The organism is Thauera propionica, from assembly GCF_002245655.1.
In the GTDB taxonomy this organism is placed as follows: Bacteria; Pseudomonadota; Gammaproteobacteria; order Burkholderiales; family Rhodocyclaceae; genus Thauera; species Thauera propionica.
Window position 1 is genome coordinate 12,567 of record NZ_NOIH01000026.1, and the last position, 16,857, is coordinate 29,423.

At 67.9% G+C, this 16,857-nt stretch carries 14 protein-coding genes; 9 read left to right on the top strand and 5 right to left on the bottom strand.

All coding sequences use genetic code 11. The annotated features are described in order from the left end of the window. Positions 1–33: 33 nt before the first annotated feature. Together CGK74_RS15615 and CGK74_RS15620 are read right to left on the bottom strand one after the other, a co-directional pair. Entirely contained in the window at positions 34–882 is an 849-nt protein-coding gene (locus CGK74_RS15615) for a carbon-nitrogen hydrolase family protein (RefSeq protein ID WP_094269357.1), read from the bottom strand. Between the two features lie 46 nt (positions 883–928). Beyond that, positions 929–4,888, bottom strand: a complete 3,960-nt coding sequence (locus tag CGK74_RS15620; RefSeq protein WP_094269358.1) for a YhdP family protein — start codon at positions 4,886–4,888, stop codon at positions 929–931. A gap of 211 nt (positions 4,889–5,099) precedes the next feature. On the opposite strand from CGK74_RS15620, the gene glnE reads away from it, so the two are divergent. The 5 genes from glnE (at position 5,100) to CGK74_RS15645 (ending at position 11,725) form a co-directional block, all read left to right on the top strand. Beyond that, positions 5,100–7,805 (top strand): bifunctional [glutamate--ammonia ligase]-adenylyl-L-tyrosine phosphorylase/[glutamate--ammonia-ligase] adenylyltransferase, encoded by a 2,706-nt coding sequence (gene glnE, locus CGK74_RS15625; RefSeq protein ID WP_094269359.1) that lies wholly within the window; start codon positions 5,100–5,102, stop codon positions 7,803–7,805. A gap of 105 nt (positions 7,806–7,910) precedes the next feature. Further along, a complete protein-coding gene (locus tag CGK74_RS15630) occupies positions 7,911–9,440 on the top strand; it encodes a CYTH and CHAD domain-containing protein (protein ID WP_094269360.1) in 1,530 nt (509 codons plus the stop codon). Positions 9,441–9,526: 86 nt separating this feature from the next. Next, positions 9,527–9,979, top strand: a complete 453-nt coding sequence (gene sixA / locus CGK74_RS15635) for a phosphohistidine phosphatase SixA (protein ID WP_094269361.1) — start codon at positions 9,527–9,529, stop codon at positions 9,977–9,979. A gap of 178 nt (positions 9,980–10,157) precedes the next feature. After that, the gene (locus CGK74_RS15640) at positions 10,158–10,730 is read left to right on the top strand and encodes a DUF2062 domain-containing protein (RefSeq protein ID WP_094269362.1); all 573 of its coding nucleotides are present in this window, start codon (positions 10,158–10,160) and stop codon (positions 10,728–10,730) included. Positions 10,731–10,786: 56 nt separating this feature from the next. Continuing rightward, positions 10,787–11,725 carry a hypothetical protein gene (locus CGK74_RS15645; RefSeq protein ID WP_094269461.1) on the top strand — a complete coding sequence of 313 codons (939 nt, stop codon included), beginning with the start codon at positions 10,787–10,789 and terminating at the stop codon, positions 11,723–11,725. Positions 11,726–11,750: 25 nt separating this feature from the next. Here CGK74_RS15645 and mnmA read toward each other — a convergent pair whose 3' ends face one another. The 3 genes from mnmA to CGK74_RS15660 are packed head-to-tail and all read right to left on the bottom strand — an operon-like array spanning position 11,751 to position 14,025. Further along, positions 11,751–12,884 carry a tRNA 2-thiouridine(34) synthase MnmA gene (mnmA, locus tag CGK74_RS15650; protein ID WP_133091910.1) on the bottom strand — a complete coding sequence of 378 codons (1,134 nt, stop codon included), beginning with the start codon at positions 12,882–12,884 and terminating at the stop codon, positions 11,751–11,753. After that, the gene (locus tag CGK74_RS15655) at positions 12,874–13,560 is read right to left on the bottom strand and encodes a hypothetical protein (protein ID WP_206186273.1); all 687 of its coding nucleotides are present in this window, start codon (positions 13,558–13,560) and stop codon (positions 12,874–12,876) included. Before CGK74_RS15655 ends, mnmA begins: the two co-directional genes overlap by 11 nt. 12 nt (positions 13,561–13,572) lie before the next feature. Next, complete coding sequence (locus CGK74_RS15660) at positions 13,573–14,025, bottom strand: NUDIX hydrolase (RefSeq protein ID WP_094269364.1); 453 nt, start codon at positions 14,023–14,025, stop codon at positions 13,573–13,575. A 181-nt stretch (positions 14,026–14,206) separates the two neighbouring features. Between CGK74_RS15660 and CGK74_RS15665 the strand changes: the two genes are divergently transcribed. The 4 genes from CGK74_RS15665 to CGK74_RS15680 all read left to right on the top strand — a co-directional run bounded on the left by CGK74_RS15665 (position 14,207) and on the right by CGK74_RS15680 (position 16,847). Continuing rightward, positions 14,207–15,127, top strand: a complete 921-nt coding sequence (locus CGK74_RS15665; protein ID WP_094269365.1) for a branched-chain amino acid transaminase — start codon at positions 14,207–14,209, stop codon at positions 15,125–15,127. A gap of 24 nt (positions 15,128–15,151) precedes the next feature. Then, positions 15,152–15,352 carry a zinc-finger domain-containing protein gene (locus tag CGK74_RS15670; RefSeq protein WP_004258980.1) on the top strand — a complete coding sequence of 67 codons (201 nt, stop codon included), beginning with the start codon at positions 15,152–15,154 and terminating at the stop codon, positions 15,350–15,352. A 91-nt stretch (positions 15,353–15,443) separates the two neighbouring features. Next, positions 15,444–15,878, top strand: coding sequence for a YybH family protein (locus tag CGK74_RS15675; RefSeq protein ID WP_240498755.1), 435 nt, complete (start codon positions 15,444–15,446; stop codon positions 15,876–15,878). A 3-nt stretch (positions 15,879–15,881) separates the two neighbouring features. Next, entirely contained in the window at positions 15,882–16,847 is a 966-nt protein-coding gene (locus CGK74_RS15680; protein WP_094269366.1) for a YheT family hydrolase, read from the top strand. Positions 16,848–16,857 lie beyond the last annotated feature (10 nt).

Here is a 16,857-nt window from a genome sequence, read left to right on the forward strand (position 1 = left end):
GAAAACGATCGCGCCGTGTTCGGTTCTTAAGCGTCAGCCCAGGCAGCGATGGCGCAGCGCGGGCAGGCTCTCACGCACGCTGGCGATGCGCGCCGGATCGAGGTCGGCCAGCACCACGCCTGGCCCTTCGTCCTGGCAGGCCAGCACCTCCCCCCAGGGATCGATGATCATCGTATGACCCCAGGTGACGCGTCCACTCGGATGGCGCCCGCCCTGTGCCGGCGCCATGACGTAGCACTGGTTCTCGATCGCACGCGCGCGCAGCAACACCTCCCAGTGCGCACGGCCCGTGGTGTAAGTGAAAGCGGCCGGTAGGATGATCAGATCGACTTCACGCATCGCACGGAAGAGCTCGGGGAAGCGCAGGTCGTAGCACACCGACAGGCCGACGCGGCCGACCGGCGAGTCGAACACGCAGACCTCGCCACCGGCCTCGATCGTGGCCGACTCGTCGTAGCGCTCCTCGCCGCGCTGGAAGCCGAAGAGATGGATCTTGTCGTAACGGGCGACGCGCCGGCCCTGGTCGTCGAACACCAGCGTGCTGTTGCGGACCTTGTCGTCAGCCTCGGCCACCAGCGGAATCGTTCCCGCGACCAGCCAGACGCCATGCCGCTGCGCCAGATCGGCGAGGAAGGTCTGCAGGAGACCGTTGCCCTCTTGCTCGCGAATGCGGACCTTGGCCTGCTCGTCGGCGGTAATCAGCGGAAAGTATTCCGGCAGCGCCACCAGTCGCGCACCCGCGTCGGCGGCCCCGGCCACCAGGCCGGCAACCACCTCGACGTTCTGCGTCACATCGGGGCCGGACACCGTCTGTATGGCAGCGATACGGAAGGCCCCGGCTGCGGGCGTTGCGGGCAAAGGCGCGGAGTGTGCTGGACTCATGCAGAGATTCGGTCGTGGTTGCGTTTCGTGGCGGACGGACTCGGCATCACTGCGCGGGCGCCGGCTGCGTCGCGCTGATGCGTTGGACCTGGGGGTCGTCCCAGGAGCCAGTGATCGCGTACTCGTACGCGAAGAGTTTCTCGATCGGATCACTCAGCGCCTTCTGCGCAAGGTAGGTCACCACCCCGGCCACCGGATTCAGCAGGCCCGCCGCAGCGCCGATGGCGACCGACTCGGACAGCGTCGGCTGAACCGCCACACGCAGGTCCTGGGTCTCCGCCTGCAAATCGGCGGTGCCTCGCATGCGCACGCGCGCAGCCGGTCCGCGGATCTCGAGGTCCTCGGTGCGCATCACGCCTCGGGCCGTGTCGATGCTACCGGAAATGCCATCGAAGGCGAATCCTTCGGAAAAGACGTCGCGAAAATCAAGCGTGATTCGGCGCGGCAAGGACTGCAGGCTGAGGATGCCGAGCAGCCGTCCAACGCCGGGCTCCAGCTTGTTGAACTGCCCGGCTTCGGCCAGCAGTTTCATGCTGCCGCCCAAGGTCGGGTAGTCGATGCGCGTGGGGGCGCCCTGCCAGGCGAGCTGGCCGCTCAGCGTCGCCTTGCCGCCGCGCACCACGTCTTCGTATCCGAGGCGTTTCGCGAAACGCCCGATATCGGCCGTTTCCAGGGTGAAATCGAGCGCCGTGGCCTGACGGCCCGCGGTACGCCACTCGCCGCTACCCTGCAACCGGCCGTCAGCATTGGCCAGGTCGAGGCGCTCGAGCTGCCACAGCCCCGCCCGATTGCGGGCGAACAGCTGCAGGCGCCCCAACTCCTTGCCGCGCAGCGCGAAGCGCTCCGCGACCACGTCGAGCGCCGGCAGCTGTCGCGGCGGCGTCTGATCCTCTTCGCTGGCCGCCCCGGCCGGCGTCGCCGCCTCCTCGTCACTGCCTCCGTGCTCCTCGCCGACACGCAGATGCTCCAGTCGAGCGCGCAGCGCGCCTGCGCCCTCGTCGCGCCAGTCAAGCTCGCCCACCGCGCGGTCGCTTGCGAGCCTGGCCTTCCAGCCACCTTCATCAGCCACCGCGCGCAGACTGAAGTCCTTCAACTGCTGGCCGAAGGCCTGCAACTGGCCAGCCTGCACCGATACGCCCGCCAGCGGCAGTGCGCCGGCCTCTCCGGTGCCGGGCGTGGGTGCGTCAACTCCCGTGTCGAGCACCCTGCGCCACGCATCCGCGTCCAGCGACTCGAAAGTCGCCGCCACCATCAGTCCGCGGTCGGCCATTCGCAGGGGCTCCTGCGCGGCACCATTGAGGGCGAATCCACCCCGCGCCGGGCCGCCGTTCCCCGGCCATTCGAGCTCGGCCCTCAGCCAGTCGGCGAGGCTCAGCGAAAGCGTGCGCGGTGTCCGTGCCGCCGGCGCCGCGGCGTCCGAAGGCGCCTCAAACCGCACGCGCAGCGGCCAGCGCTCGCCAGCCCGCTTGTTCAGCGGCGCGGGGAGGCTGGAGCTGAGTTCGGCCAGTTCCGAATCGACTTCCAGCCGTGTCGCGCCCTTGTCGATCTGCACCACGGCGCGCCACGGCGCACTGCCCGACAGATGGTCCGCGACCGGCGTATCCCACACAGCCGCAAGCGCTGATGCACTCAACGCGCCGCCAGCCTCGAAGCGCACCGTTCCATCCGGCTGCGTCCTTGCGGTAATGCGGGCGGGCGCGCCGAGGAACTGCGCCCGCGCCTCCGGCATCGACAGCGTATCCGCGGTGAAGCGCAGGCGCCCCCCCGCATCCTCCAGCACGGGCAGGCCCTCGACCAGCCACAGCCGGTTGGCGCCGAAGCGGTACTCGCCATCGACTGTGGACTCGGCGATCTCCTTCAGCGGCAGCACCAGCCTCAGATCGAGCGTGCCGCGGCCCTCCGCCCGCATGCCATCGGTGAAGCCGCCGATGCGTGCCGACACAGGGCTTTCGGAAACGAAGCGCAGAAACTCCGCCGTCGGCCCCGCGGCCTTGCCCACGATGCTCATCACCGGCGAAGGCATGGCATCGAGATCCGGCACGTCGGCCACTACCTCCGACAGCGCCACGCCCAGGATGCGGCCGCGGGCGGCCTCGATGCGCAGACCAGGCCCCTCGAAGCGCACCTCGCCGAAGATGCCATCAATCGAGGGCCAGCCGGGCGCATAGTCGAGCAGGGCATCGACAACCCGGATCGTCACGCGGAACTCGCCTCCTCCCTCGCGGAAAGGAAAATCGTCGAGCTCGCCGCGCAAGCGCAAGTTGGCCTCGGGGACCTCGGCGCGACGAATCGCGGTGCGGACCCATTCATGCGTGTCCTGGTTGACCACGCGCGGCAGGTAACGCCACACGGAGGTGCCCTCGGCACGCGAGAGACGCGCCTGCAGGTCGATCTCGCCCGCGCCACCACGCTGGGGGCGATAGACGCCCGACGCGGACCCCGCGGCATCGACGTTCTCGAAGCGCGCGCTGTCGAGCGTGATCTCGAGCCGCCCGTCGCGCCGCTGCCAGCCACCTTCTGCCCGCAACAGCGCGAACGCAAGCCGGCCCGACTCGAACACCTCGGGCAGGTCGATGTGGGCGTCGCGGCTGTCGAGCGTATAGCGCCCGCCGCGCTCGTCGCCGTCGAGGCTGCCGCTCAGTCCGCCGAGCCCCGGCAGGCTGTCGCGCGCAGCAAGCCCCAGTCCGGCAAAGTGGGCGGAGACCCCCCAGCCATCCGGCGCTGCGGGATCGCCCTGCCAGCGCAGGCGCAGGGCGCTCAGCACACCCTGCGGGGCAAAGCCCGAGAGCTGCTCGCGGACCGCATCGCTCAAGGGCAGGTGTGCGGCCAGCCGCGCCAGTACGTGGAAATCGAGCTGGTTGGCGGTGAGGCCGCCGCCCTCTTCGCCGTCGCGAAGCTCAAGGTCGAGGTCTGTCGGTGCCAGGCTCACTCCGTCACGGGTGCGCAAAGCCAGTCCGCGCGTGGCGACCTTGTAGCCGTCAGCCCCGATGTCGACGCTCAGGTGTCCGTCGAGCCGCTCCAGCTCGAGTTCGGGCAAGGTCTCGCCGAACTTTGTGCGCACGCCATCGAGCGCCAGATCGGCGGCCACGGACCAGCCACGTGCCGGTGCCCCGGCGAAGCCCAGCCCGCGCGCAAAATCGAAGCGCGACTCGGCATGCGACTCGAGCCACGCACGAACGCCGCCTACACCTTGCAGCGCCAACGGATAATCGACCCACGGGCGCCATCCACCCAGATCGGCGCGATCCAGCGACACATAGAGGCGCCCCGTCGATGCCAGCGGACGGGCTGGATCGAAGCGCCGCAATTCGCCGCGCACATCCAGCGTCGACGCCAGCGCCTGCGGCGGCTGCGCCCGCAGCGCAAAGCGCCGCGGGCCGAAACGCTGGTCAAGGCGGAACTCGACCTGCTCGAGCAGAAGCTCAGGGGCACCTCTCAGGCGATCGTCCCAGCGCAGACGGGCGTCGTGGATCACGATCTGGCGCTGCGCCAGCAGCCAGTCGAGTGCGCCGCTGTTGCCATCGCCGTCGGCCGAAACCGCCAGCCCTCCGACCCGCAGGCGGCCGTCAGGCTCGCGCCGCAACGCAATCTCGGGCGAGGCAATCTCGAGGCGATGGAAGTGAGGTTGCAGCCGCAGCAACGAGGACCACGCCAGCGTGGCATCCACCCGCGGCAACTGCAGCGCCGCCTGCCCGGCCTCGTCGGTGAAGGTTACGCGCTGCAGCACCAGGCGCGGACGCCAGCCGTCCCAACGCCCTTCGATCGCCTCGACCGCCACCGGCAGGCCAAGCGCCTGGCTGGCCGCGGCCACGATCTCGGCGCGGAACTCGCCGACCGAGGGCAGCGCCACGTGGCGCACCAGCAGCAGCGTGGCGGCGAAGGCGATCCACAGCAGCACGAACGCGCGCAACACGCCGCCGCACACCGCACGCACACGCCCCCAACGCCGGCGGGAAAGCGCGGGCGACGCAGGCGATGCAGGGGCGGACTCGGGCAGCGGATTCATCAGGGGTCGCACCGGCTTGCCAGGCCGGAACTCGGGAAGGACGGACGACCGCGCCGCGCAGGATTGCGCATGGCCCCGTTCCCGGGCACCCGCAGGCACACACCAGGACCATCGGGCGCGGATAAACTAGCTTGTCTGCGCCCGCCAGCCCCAACCGCTGCGAGGGGCCACATTCTACCAACGATCACGCCCAAGGCACCGGAGCCGCACCATGTCCGCCACCCAGAACGCATCGCAGTCGCTGCCCCAGCCCGTGCAGGATGCCCGCCGCCACTCGCGCTATCTGTCACGCATGCTCGACTGCCATCCGTGGCTGGGCGGGGCGCTGACGGGGAGCATCGGTGGCGCGATCGATGCGGCAGCGATGGAGCGCTTCATCGCCGCGCGCGAATCGGCCTTCGGCGCCACCGACGCCGCGCTGCGCCCGGCCCTGCGCCAGTTGCGCATCTGGGTGCTGTGCCACCTGATCGTGCGCGACCTCAACTGCGATGCGCCGCTGGCCGAGGTCACCGAGACGATGACGGTGCTGGCCGAGGTCGCCATCCGCCATGCCCACGGCGTGCTGCGCGCCGCATTGGTCGAGCGCTACGGCCTGCCCTTGTCGCCAACCGGTTGGGAGCAGGAACTGCTGGTGATCGGCATGGGCAAGCTCGGCGGGCGCGAGCTCAACGTCTCCTCCGACATCGACCTCATCTTCATCTACCCCGAGGACGGCGACACCGGAGGCAAGAAGGTCATCAGCAACTTCGAGTTCTTCGAACGGCTGGGCAAGCAACTGATCCAGGCGCTGGCCGAGGTCACCGAGCACGGCCAGGTGTTCCGCGTCGACATGCGCCTGCGCCCCAACGGCGACTCCGGCCCCCTGGTGTGCTGCTTCGACATGCTGGAAAACTACTTCGTCACCCAGGGGCGCGAGTGGGAGCGCTACGCCTGGATCAAGGCACGCGTGCTGCTGGGCGAACGCTGGTCCGAACTACGCAACATCGCCCGCCCCTTCGTGTTCCGCAAGTACCTGGACTTCGGCGCCATCAACGCCATGCGTGACCTCCACGCGCAGATCCGGCGCGAGGTGGCCCGCCGCGACCGCGCCAACAACGTCAAGCTCGGCCCCGGCGGCATCCGCGAGATCGAGTTCATCGCCCAGGTGTTCCAGCTCATCCGCGGCGGTCGCGACACGGCGCTGCAGGTGCGCCCGACGCTGAAGGCGCTCGCCCTGCTGCCCGAGCGCGGCATCCTGTCGGCCGAAGCCGTACAGGAAGTCTCGGCAGCCTACGATTTCCTGCGTCGGCTCGAGCATCGCCTGCAATACCTCGACGACGCGCAGACGCACGACCTGCCGGGCAATGAGGCCGACCAGACACTGATCGCACAAGCCATGGGCTTTGCCGACTACCCGGCCCTGATCGAAACGCTGGACGCGCACCGTGCCGTCGTCAGCCGGCATTTCGAGGCGGTCTTCGGCGACCCGTCCGAGGAAGACCACAGCCTCGACGCGACCTGGGCCGGCGCCGAGGACATCGACAGCGTGATCCCCGCGCTGGGCGAGCTGGGCTACCGCCACCCCCGCGCCGGCGCCGAGCGCCTGGCCTCCATCCATGCCAGCCCGCGCTACCGGCAGTTGCCGAACAATATCAAGGGCCGATTCGACGCACTGATGCCACGCGTGATCGAGGCCGCCGCGGCCACCCCGGGGCCGGACGACACGCTCGCCCGCTGCCTCGACCTGATGGAGGGCATCGGCCGGCGCGGTGCCTACCTCGCGCTGCTGCAGCAGTATCCGCAGGCCCTGCGCCGTGTCGCCGACCTGATGAGTGCGTCGCGCTGGGGCGCGCAGTTCCTGACTCGCCACCCGATCCTGCTCGACGAGATGCTGGATGCGCGCAACCTCGAGACCGCACCGGACTGGAAGGCCTTCCGTGCCAGCCTTGCCGCCGAACTCGACGCGCTCGAACCCGACATGGAACGGCAGATGGACGTAATGCGCGAACAGCACCACGCCCAGGTATTCCGCCTGCTGACGCAGGACATTGCCGGGCTGCTGACGGTCGAGAAGCTCGCCGACCATCTGTCGGAACTGGCCGACATCATGCTCGACCTGACCTTGCCGCGCTGCTGGAGCCGGATCAAGATCCGCCATCGCGACGAGCCGCGCTTCGCCGTCATCAGCTACGGCAAGCTCGGCGGCAAGGAACTGGGCTATGCCTCGGACCTGGACATCGTGTTCCTGTACGACGACGAGGCGCCGGAATCGGCCGAGGTCTATACGCGGCTCGCGCAGCGCGCCAACACCTGGCTGTCCAGCCAGACGGCGGCCGGGCAGCTGTTCGAGACCGATCTGCGCCTGCGTCCCAACGGCGACTCCGGCCTGATCGCGACCTCGCTCGAGGCCTTCCGCAAGTACCAGCTCGAATCGGCCTGGGTATGGGAACACCAGGCACTCACGCGTGCCCGCTTCTCGGCGGGCGATCGCGCCATCGGCGAAGCCTTCGAACGCATCCGCTGCGAGGTGCTGCGCATGAAGCGCGACCTCGACACGCTGCGCGCGGAAGTGCTCGCCATGCGCCACAAGATGCGCGACGCCCATGGCAGCAAGGGGGGCGAGCTGTTCGATCTCAAGCACGACACCGGCGGCCTGATCGACGTCGAGTTCCTGATCCAGTACCTGGTGCTGGGCCATGCGCATGAACATCCCCAGCTCACCGGCAACCTCGGCAACATCGCGCTGCTGCGAATGGGTGGCGAGCTCGGTCTCATTCCGGCCGAGCTGGCGGCGGCGTGCGCCGACAGCTATCGCGAACTGCGCCGCCTGCAGCACCGACAACGCCTGAACGACCTGCCGTCGCGCATTCCCGGGGACGAAGCAGATGCGGCGCGCCGACCCGTCATCGCGTTGTGGGCGCGGGTGTTCGGCGAGTAAGGAAGACAGGCCTCCGACTGTCATGAATCCATGCATGACGCACAGGGACCGGACGACTAGAATCGAGCCGCCCTCCATCCAGCGCCCCGCCAGGGGCAAAGCGTCATGAGCCACGAAATCGAGCTTAAGCTCGCCCTGCCGAAATCCGCGCTGCCCGCGTTGCGCCGCCATCCCCTCGTGGCCGGCGCCGAGAAGCTCGGCAACGCCGTCACCCTCGACAACACGTATTACGACACACCCGAGCTTCAGCTCAAGGCACGCAGGGTTGCGGTGCGCACCCGACGCCAGGGGCGCATCTGGCTGCAGACGGTGAAATGCGCTGCGGTATCGAGCGGAGGCCTGTCGCAGCGGCCGGAATGGGAACAGCCCTACTCGGGCAGCTTCGATTTCTCGCAGGTAGAAGTACCCGACGCCGCCAAACTGCTCGCGCGTCACGCCGAAGCACTGGTGCCGGTGTTCACCACCCGCTTTCGCCGTGAGACGCGTCGCTTCAACCCGCGCGACGGCGTCAGCATCCTGCTGATGATCGACCAGGGCGAGGTGTGCGTGACCACGCCCGACGGCACCGAACGCCAGGCGCCGATCTGCGAGCTGGAGCTCGAGCTGGAACACGGGCAGCCTGGCGACCTTTTCGCCCTCGCCTGCGAGCTCGCACAGACCCTGCCGCTGATGCCGGCCGACATCTCCAAGGCGGAACGCGGCTACCGGCTGTTCCTCGGCACGCCGCTCGCCGCGGCACGCGCCGAGGCATCGACGCTCGAGGCCGGACAGAACGTGGTCGAAGCCTTTCGCAGCCTCGCCTTCGCTTGCGTTCGCCAGTGGCAGGCCAACGCCGCAGCGGCACTGTCGATCGAGGACGCGGACGCGATTCCTCCGGACTTCATCCATCAACTGCGCGTTGCGCTGCGCCGTCTGCGCGCCCTGATCAAGCTCTTCGCCCCCGCGTTGCCCGCAGAGTTCGCCGGCCAATGGAACGCGCGACTGCGCGACAACGCCAACCGGTTCGGCGACGCCCGCGACCTCGATGTGTTCTACACCGAGTTGCTCGAACCCGTCGCCACGGAGGGTCTCGCGGACCCGGCGTCACATGCTGCCCTGCTTCAGGCCGTGGCGCGTGCGCGCGAGCTGGCACGCCACGACGCAGGCAAGGCGCTCGACATGGCCACGCAGGGTCGGATGCTGCTCGAGTTCAGCACCGAACTGCTGCGACTGCCCAGCGGCAGCCTCGTTGCCGCAGCCGACCTGCGCACCTTCGCCCGGCTGCGCATGGCACGACTGCGCAAACGCGCGCGCCGGCAGTTCGACGCTGCCGCCACGCTCGAGCCGACCCGGCTGCACGCCCTGCGCATCGGCTTCAAGCAGTTGCGCTACGGCATCGAGTTCTTTGCCCCACTGTTCCCGCCCAAGGCCGTTGCGCGCTATCAGGAAGGGCTGGTGCGGGCGCAGGGCACGCTGGGCTTCCTGCAGGACGTCGACATCGCTCGCGGGCGGCTGCTCGCCTGGAGCGCGACGGACCCGGCACTGCAGGTCGCGGCCGCCTTCGTACTGGGCTGGCATGCGCCGCGCTACGCCCGTCTGCGGCGGCGGGTCCTGCACGACTGCGAGCCACTTCTGTGGGGCAAGGCACCATGGTGAGCCCGGCGGACCTGGTAGGCGGCGACGTCATGTCCCTGCAACAGGCAGGGCGCATGATGCGGGCCCCTGATTCAACGGAGAAGCGAATGGATCTCCTGCTCTGGCGCCACGCCGAAGCGGTCGACGGCAGCCCTGACCACGCCCGGGAGCTCACGCAGCGCGGCCACAAGCAGGCCAGGCGCATGGCAGCCTGGCTGGCAGAGAACAAGCCCAAGCACCTGCGCGTGCTGGTGAGCCCGACGCTGCGCACCCGGCAGACGGCGAGCGCCTTCGCCGATGATTTCGAAATCGTCAGCAGCCTCGGCCCCGACGGCGGCGTCGCCGACATCCTGGCGGCCACAGGATGGCCCGATGCCAGTGGCGCCGCGCTGGTCGTCGGCCACCAGCCCGCACTCGGCCGTCTCGCCGCCCTGCTGCTGTCGGGCCAGGAAGCGGACTGGACGATCAAGAAGGGCGCGCTGTGGTGGTTCACCAACCGGGTCAGGGACGACGAAACCCAGACCGTGCTGCGGGCTGTCATTCCCGCCGAGCTGCTCTGAGCCGCGACCGCGGAACGATTGTTGGCCGGACTGTGAATTCCTCACGGCGAGTGTGGTCAAACTCGTTGAAAATCATTCGTCCGCAAGGCGGAACCCGACGGTGCAACCTCCCCGCAACAGGGGTGCTTGTTCTTTCCTCCGCATTGCGTAAGATGCCGCATTCGCCCCGGACCGGACCATGCTCGGACGCTTCCTGCCTTCGCACGACACCATCAAGCAGAGCCGCCTGTTGCGCTGGCTCGGGCCGCGCATTCACGACCCGCTGCTGTGGCATATCAACCGCCGCGCGGTGGCGCGCGGGGTCGCCGTCGGTGCATTCTTCGGGTTGATGATCCCGGTGGCACAGATTCCCGCGGCAGCGATCGCGTCGCTGGTATTGCGAGGCAACCTGTGGATCGCCGCGGTCTCAACGCTGGTCAGCAACCCCTTCACCTACGGCCCCCTGTACTACTTCGCCTATCGGCTGGGCGCGCACATCATCGGCGCGCCGGTGCCGGCAGCAGTCGAGGCCCAGACGGCCGAAGCCCCCTTTGCGGTACTGGACTCGCTCAGCCAGGCCTGGACCTGGATCACCGGCATCGGACAACCCTTGCTGCTGGGCATGGCGATCATGGCCGTTTCCGGCGCCATCGTCGGCTACCTCGGCGCACAGGCCTTCTGGCGATTCAAGGTGATCGCCAAGCGTCGTCGCACGCTCGAATCCCGCCGTCTTTCGGCCCGCGCCGGCAATCGCCCCGTCAGCAGCACCTGACTGCTGCAGCCACCACACTGGATACGGCTCCGGACGCAATGAAAGTCGAGACGGACATGAACCCGCCCATCGCCGAGGGGACGGTGGCCGTCATCGACGGCGTGCGTCGCGTGTATTACGACGGATACTGGATCAAGGTCTATGACCCACCAGCGGATTCGCTGAAGGCGAAGAAGCAGCTGATCCAGGCGCTGACGCGCCGCCTCTTCAACCACGTCGAGCACGGCATCAACATTCCCGGCAAACGTCTGGAAGACACGCGGCGCGCTTACGAGGCCGAACAGGACCCGGCGCGCAAACGGGTCAAGGGCGCCATGCTGGCCGGCGCGCTGTTCAACCGCGCCACCGACATCTTCACCAAACTGGTCGAGCTGCAGGAACTGGGCATCGAGATCGACACCGACAATGCGCTGATGCGCGAGTGTGGCTTCTGCCTGCAGGAGGCGCTCAACCTCGGGCGCCTGGTCCTGCACCGCAGCGGTGAGGAAGGCATCGACGAATTGTGGGGCGAGCCCTTCCGCGCCTTTTCCATTCCGGTCGAGGCCTTCTACGACAGCCGCTACATCAAGATCGCCCAGACACTGCGCGACATCGACCGACTGGGCGCCGTCATGTCCTCGACCCTCGGGGCCATTCCGATGTACGACGGCATCCAGCGCCTGATCGCCCATTTCACGACAGCTGCCAAGGTCAAGTGCGAGACCCTTCGCACCGATCCGGACATCTTCGACGTGTGGTCGGACTTCGTCGTCGCGTCCGAGGAGCTCGCGGCCTTTGCACCGCAGCTGTCGCACAGCGTGAATGCCGCGGACCAGCAGCTCGCCACCGACGGCCAGCGCCTGCTGCTGCAGGGGCGCGACCTCGTCACCTTCATCACGCGCGCTCGCGTGCCTATGCCCAAGAGCACGCGCGAGTTCATCGAGCGCATGGAAACCTTCGCCGCCCGCGCCCGCATGCAGGGCCAGCCCCCGCTGGCCGGCCCGCTGCCCTACTAACAGATGACCGGCTTGCCGGCGGGGCTCAGACGATGACGCCTCCGCCCAGGCAGACCTTGGACTCGTAGACCACGACGCTCTGCCCCGGCGTGAGCGCCCATTGCGGCTGGGCGAAGGCGATCTCGGCCCTGCCGTCCGCGATGCGGTCGATCTCGCACGGCTGGTCGGGCGTGCGATAGCGCGGCTTGGCCGTATATACCCAGTTGGTGTGCGGGTCGCGGCCCGCGATCCAGTTGAGGTCGGTCGCCACCAGACGGTCGCGCAACAGGGCCGGGTGGTCGTGGCCCTGGACCACGTACAGCACATTGGCCTTGATGTCCTTCTTCGCCACGTACCAGGCGTCGTGTTCACCCGCCTCGTCCTGGTTGCCCTTGAGGCCGCCGATGTGCAGGCCCTTGCGCTGGCCGATGGTGTGATACATCAGGCCCTGATGCTCGCCCAGCACGCGCTCGTCGTCGAGGGAGCGGATCTCGCCCGGCTTCGTCGGCAGGTAGCGCATCAGGAACTCGCGGAACGGACGCTCGCCGATGAAGCAGATCCCCGTCGAGTCCTTCTTGGCCGCTACGTGCAGGCCGGCCTGCTCGGCGATCCGGCGAACCTCTCGCTTGTACAGCGCGCCGAGCGGGAACATCGTCTTCGCCAGTTGTGCCTGGTTGAGGCGATAGAGGAAGTAGCTCTGGTCCTTGGTGCCGTCCTCGGCCTTCAGCAACTGGTATTCGGTACGACCGTCATTGGTCCATTCCCGCACCTGGGCGTAATGACCGGTGGCGATGCGCTCGGCGCCGAGCTGCATGGCATGGTCGAGAAAACAGCGGAACTTGATCTCGGAGTTGCACAGGATGTCCGGATTCGGCGTGCGGCCGGCCTCGTACTCGCGCAGGAAATCGGCGAACACGCGATCCTTGTACTCGGCGCTGAAATTCACCACTTCGAGGTCGATGCCGACGACGTCGCACACCGAGGCGACATCAACCAGATCCTGACGCGTCGAACAGTAGTCCGAATCGTCGTCGTCCTCCCAGTTCTTCATGAACAGGCCGGTAACCTCATAGCCCTGCTGCTTGAGCAACAGCGCCGTCACCGAGGAGTCCACGCCGCCGGACATGCCGACCACGACCTTCATGCCGTTTCCTTCCTGAATCCCGTACTTACTGGACATTCGGTCCACCTCCATTGAGCCATTCCGCAAGCGGCAGCACGACCGCCGGCTCGCCATTGTCGACAAACCAGCTGTCGACCGCATACCGTTCGCCGGGCCGGGCAACGTCCGCGCCGTCCGGCCCTTCAATCACCAGTCCGTCCTCGGTGCAGTTGCACCCGGCCAGCGCCTCGCCCGGCGGCAGACGCTCGAGGCGTTCGGCCAGCGACAGTTCCTCGATCACCGCGCTGAAGTGCTGGAAGATCACGCTTGTGCGCCGCGCGGTTTCCACCACGCGGTGGAAACGCAACCCCCCGCGCGCTTCGAGCAACTGCAGCAGGCGTGTGGTCGAGGTCGAGTGGTCGATGCAGTCCATTCGCCCATCTGCGCCCGCATCGAGAAAGTTGCCGCTGCGATCCGCACCGACGGGGGTCTGCGTGGCGGCCACCCGGTACAGCCGCCCCAGCGCCTCGGCGATCAGCGCGCGCTCCTCGGCGGCACTGCGCGCGGCCGCAAGGCGGCGCCCGAGCCGGTCCAGCGTGCTGGCCGGGTATCTCACATCTTCCTGCTGCTTGCAGCCGTAGTTGTAGCAGATGCTGACCCGGCCCTCGTCCGTATTGGCCGCATCGTCACGCAGCGTCATCGCCTGCGCAAGCAGCGGCGTACCGAGCAGCACGGCCAGTAACAGACGAATCATCGCTCCACGGGATCAGTAGTGGCGCACCAGCGACAAGGGGTGACGCTGCCCGGCAAGCCAGTCCTCGATGCATTGCAGGATCAGCGGGCTGCGATGGCGACCGGCCGTCGCACGCACCTCGTCGATCGTCATCCACACCGCACGGACGATGCCGTCGTCGAGCTTGCGGCCCGGCTCATCCCCCTCGATGCGGCCACCGTAGGCGAAACGCAGGTAGGTGATGTCGCCCTGCGGCCGCGTCCACTGGTAGATGCCGACCAGGTATTCAGGCACGAAACGCTGCGCGGTCTCCTCGAGCGCCTCGCGCGCCGCCGCTTCGAGCAGGGATTCCCCGGGCTCGAGATGGCCGGCCGGCTGATTGAAGCGCAAGCCTTCGGGCGTGTGTTCCTCGACCAGCAGAAAGCGGCCATCCCGCTCGATGACGGCAGCGACGGTGACGTTGGGCTTCCACTCGCGATCGCTCACTTCGCACTCCTTTGATTTCAGCCCGGCATTCTAGCGCGCCACGGTACCTTTCCCCACCGCAGCAAGGCTTACGCGGCGGCAAAGCAGCGCTCGCAGACCCCCGCCTTTGCGCTAGAATCCGCAGGTTACGCCCGCCGGACGCGGGCTGCCGAATCAACTTCCTGAGGTGGAGAACCCAATCATGTCCATGGCTGATCGCGACGGTTTCATCTGGCAAGACGGCAAGCTCGTTCCGTGGCGCGAAGCGACCACGCACGTGCTGACCCATTCGCTGCACTACGGTCTGGCCGTCTTCGAAGGTGTCCGCGCGTACAACACCGCCAAGGGCACGGCGATCTTCCGCCTCGCCGAGCACACCCAGCGCCTGATCAACTCCGGCAAGATCTACATGATGGACATCCCCTACTCCAAGGATGAACTCATGGAAGCGCAGAAGGAGGTCGTGCGCGCCAACAAGCTCGAGTCCTGCTACCTGCGTCCGCTGGCCTTCTACGGCTCGGAAAAGATGGGCATCTCCACCCGCGGTTCCACGGTGCATGTCGCCATCGCCGCCTGGCCGTGGGGCGCCTACCTGGGCGAGGAAGGCCTGGAGAAGGGCATCCGCGTCAAGACCTCGTCCTACACGCGCCACCACGTCAACTCGACGATGCCGCGTGCCAAACTGGCCGCAACCTACCCGAACTCCATCCTCGCCAACCTCGAAGTCACCAAGATGGGCTATGACGAGGCGCTGCTGCTCGACAACCAGGGCTTCGTCGCCGAAGGTGCGGGCGAGAACCTGTTCATCATCAAGGACGGCAAGATCTACGAACCCGAGATCGCCTCGGCGCTGACCGGCATCACGCGCGACTCGATCATCACCATCGCGCGCGAATTCGGCCTGGAGGTGCAATCCAAGCGCCTCACCCGCGACGACATCTACCTGGCAGACGAAGCCTTCTTCACCGGCACCGCAGCCGAAGTCACCCCGATCCGCGAACTCGACGACCGCACCATCGGCGAAGGCAAGCGCGGTCCGGTCACGACCAAGCTCCAGGCCCGCTTCTTCGACGTGGTCAATGGCCGCGCCCCGGAATACGAGCACTGGCTCGCCTACGTCTGATTTCCCGTCCAGAGGATTTGCGTCATGGTTGAGAACACCGACAAGACCCAGGCCGTCGCCATCAGCGCCAAGGACCTGCCGCTGCACTGCCCGCCGCCGGGCGCGCCGCTGTGGGCACGCCACCCGCGCGTGTTCCTCGACGTGCTGAAGACGGGCGAAGCCGTATGCCCGTATTGCAGCGCGCACTACGTCTTCACCGGCGAGCGCCCGAAGGGACACCACTGAGCGGCGGGGCGAAACCTACCGATCTCTTACAAGCGACCAACACGGGGGCCAATACCGCGGTATTCGGCCCCCGGTCCTTTCCAGCCCGGCCATGAGCATCAAGAAACCGATCTACACCTCCGCAGCCGATGCCGAAGCGGCGTTCTACGACGCGCTCGCGCGTGCCGACCTCGACGCGATGATGTCGGTGTGGTCCGAGGATGACGAAGTCGCCTGCATCCACCCGGGCGGTCCCCGCATCGTCGGCCTGCAGGCGGTGCGCGAGACCTGGCGCCAGATGCTGGCCGGCGGCGCGCGGCTTCAGGTCGACATCAGCGAGGCCGTGATCAGCGGCAATCCGATGGTGGCCATCCACAGCGTGTTCGAGCACATTCGCGTTGCGGGCGCCACGGCACGCTCGCCGCTGATCGCCGCGACCAATGTCTACGTCCGTGGCGCGCTGGGCTGGCGGATGGTCATGCACCATGCCTCTCCAGTGCCCGATGCGGCCGACTTCGGCGACCTGTCACCGCGCGTGGTGCACTGACGGATGACTCGCGTCGCCGCGTATCGCGCTCCGTGGTGGCTACCCGGCGGCCATGTGCAGACCATCTGGCCGGTCGCACGCAAGGGCCCGCTGCCACACTACCGACGCGAGCGCTGGGACACGCCGGACGGCGACTTCATCGAACTCGACTGGCTTCGGGCGGGCGAGCCGCGGGCGCCACTCGTCGTCCTGTTCCATGGTCTCGAAGGCTCGAGCCGTTCGCACTACGCGCGTACGCTGATGAACGCCGTGACGGCGCGTGGCTGGAACGGCGTGGTGGTGCATTTCCGCGGCTGCGCGGGCAGCCCGAACCGCTTTGCACGCGCCTATCACTCGGGCGATAGCGACGAAATCGACTGGATCCTGCGCCGACTCCTTGTCACCGCGAATGGCGCCGCACTGTTCGTCACGGGCGTATCGCTCGGCGGCAACGCCTTGTTGAAATGGTTGGGCGAGCGCGAACATGAGGCAGCATCCCTCGTCACCGCTGCAGCCAGCGTCTGCGCGCCCCTCGACCTGAGCATCTCCGGCGCGGCACTCGGGCGCGGCTTCAACCTCGTCTATGCCCGGCACTTCCTGGCGACGCTCAAGCACAAGGCCCTGGCGAAGTGCGGAGACCACCCCGGCCGTTTCGACGCCCCCCGCATCGCCCAGGCCCGCACGCTCGAGACCTTCGACGACGCCTACACCGCGCCTGCGCACGGTTTTGCAGGTGTCGGCGACTACTGGCGCCGGGCCTCGGCGCGGCCGTGGCTGAGCGCCATCCGCTGCCCGACCTTGGTTCTGAACGCAGCCAACGACCCCTTCGTCCCCGCCGACGCCCTGCCCGACCCGCACGCCCTGCCCGCAACGGTCACGTTCGAATACCCAAGGGGCGGCGGTCACGTCGGCTTCCTCGGCGGCAACTGGCCAGGAGTGCAGGACTGGCTGGGCCAGCGCCTGCTCGCCCACTTCGACACCTTGCGCTGAACATCGGGCG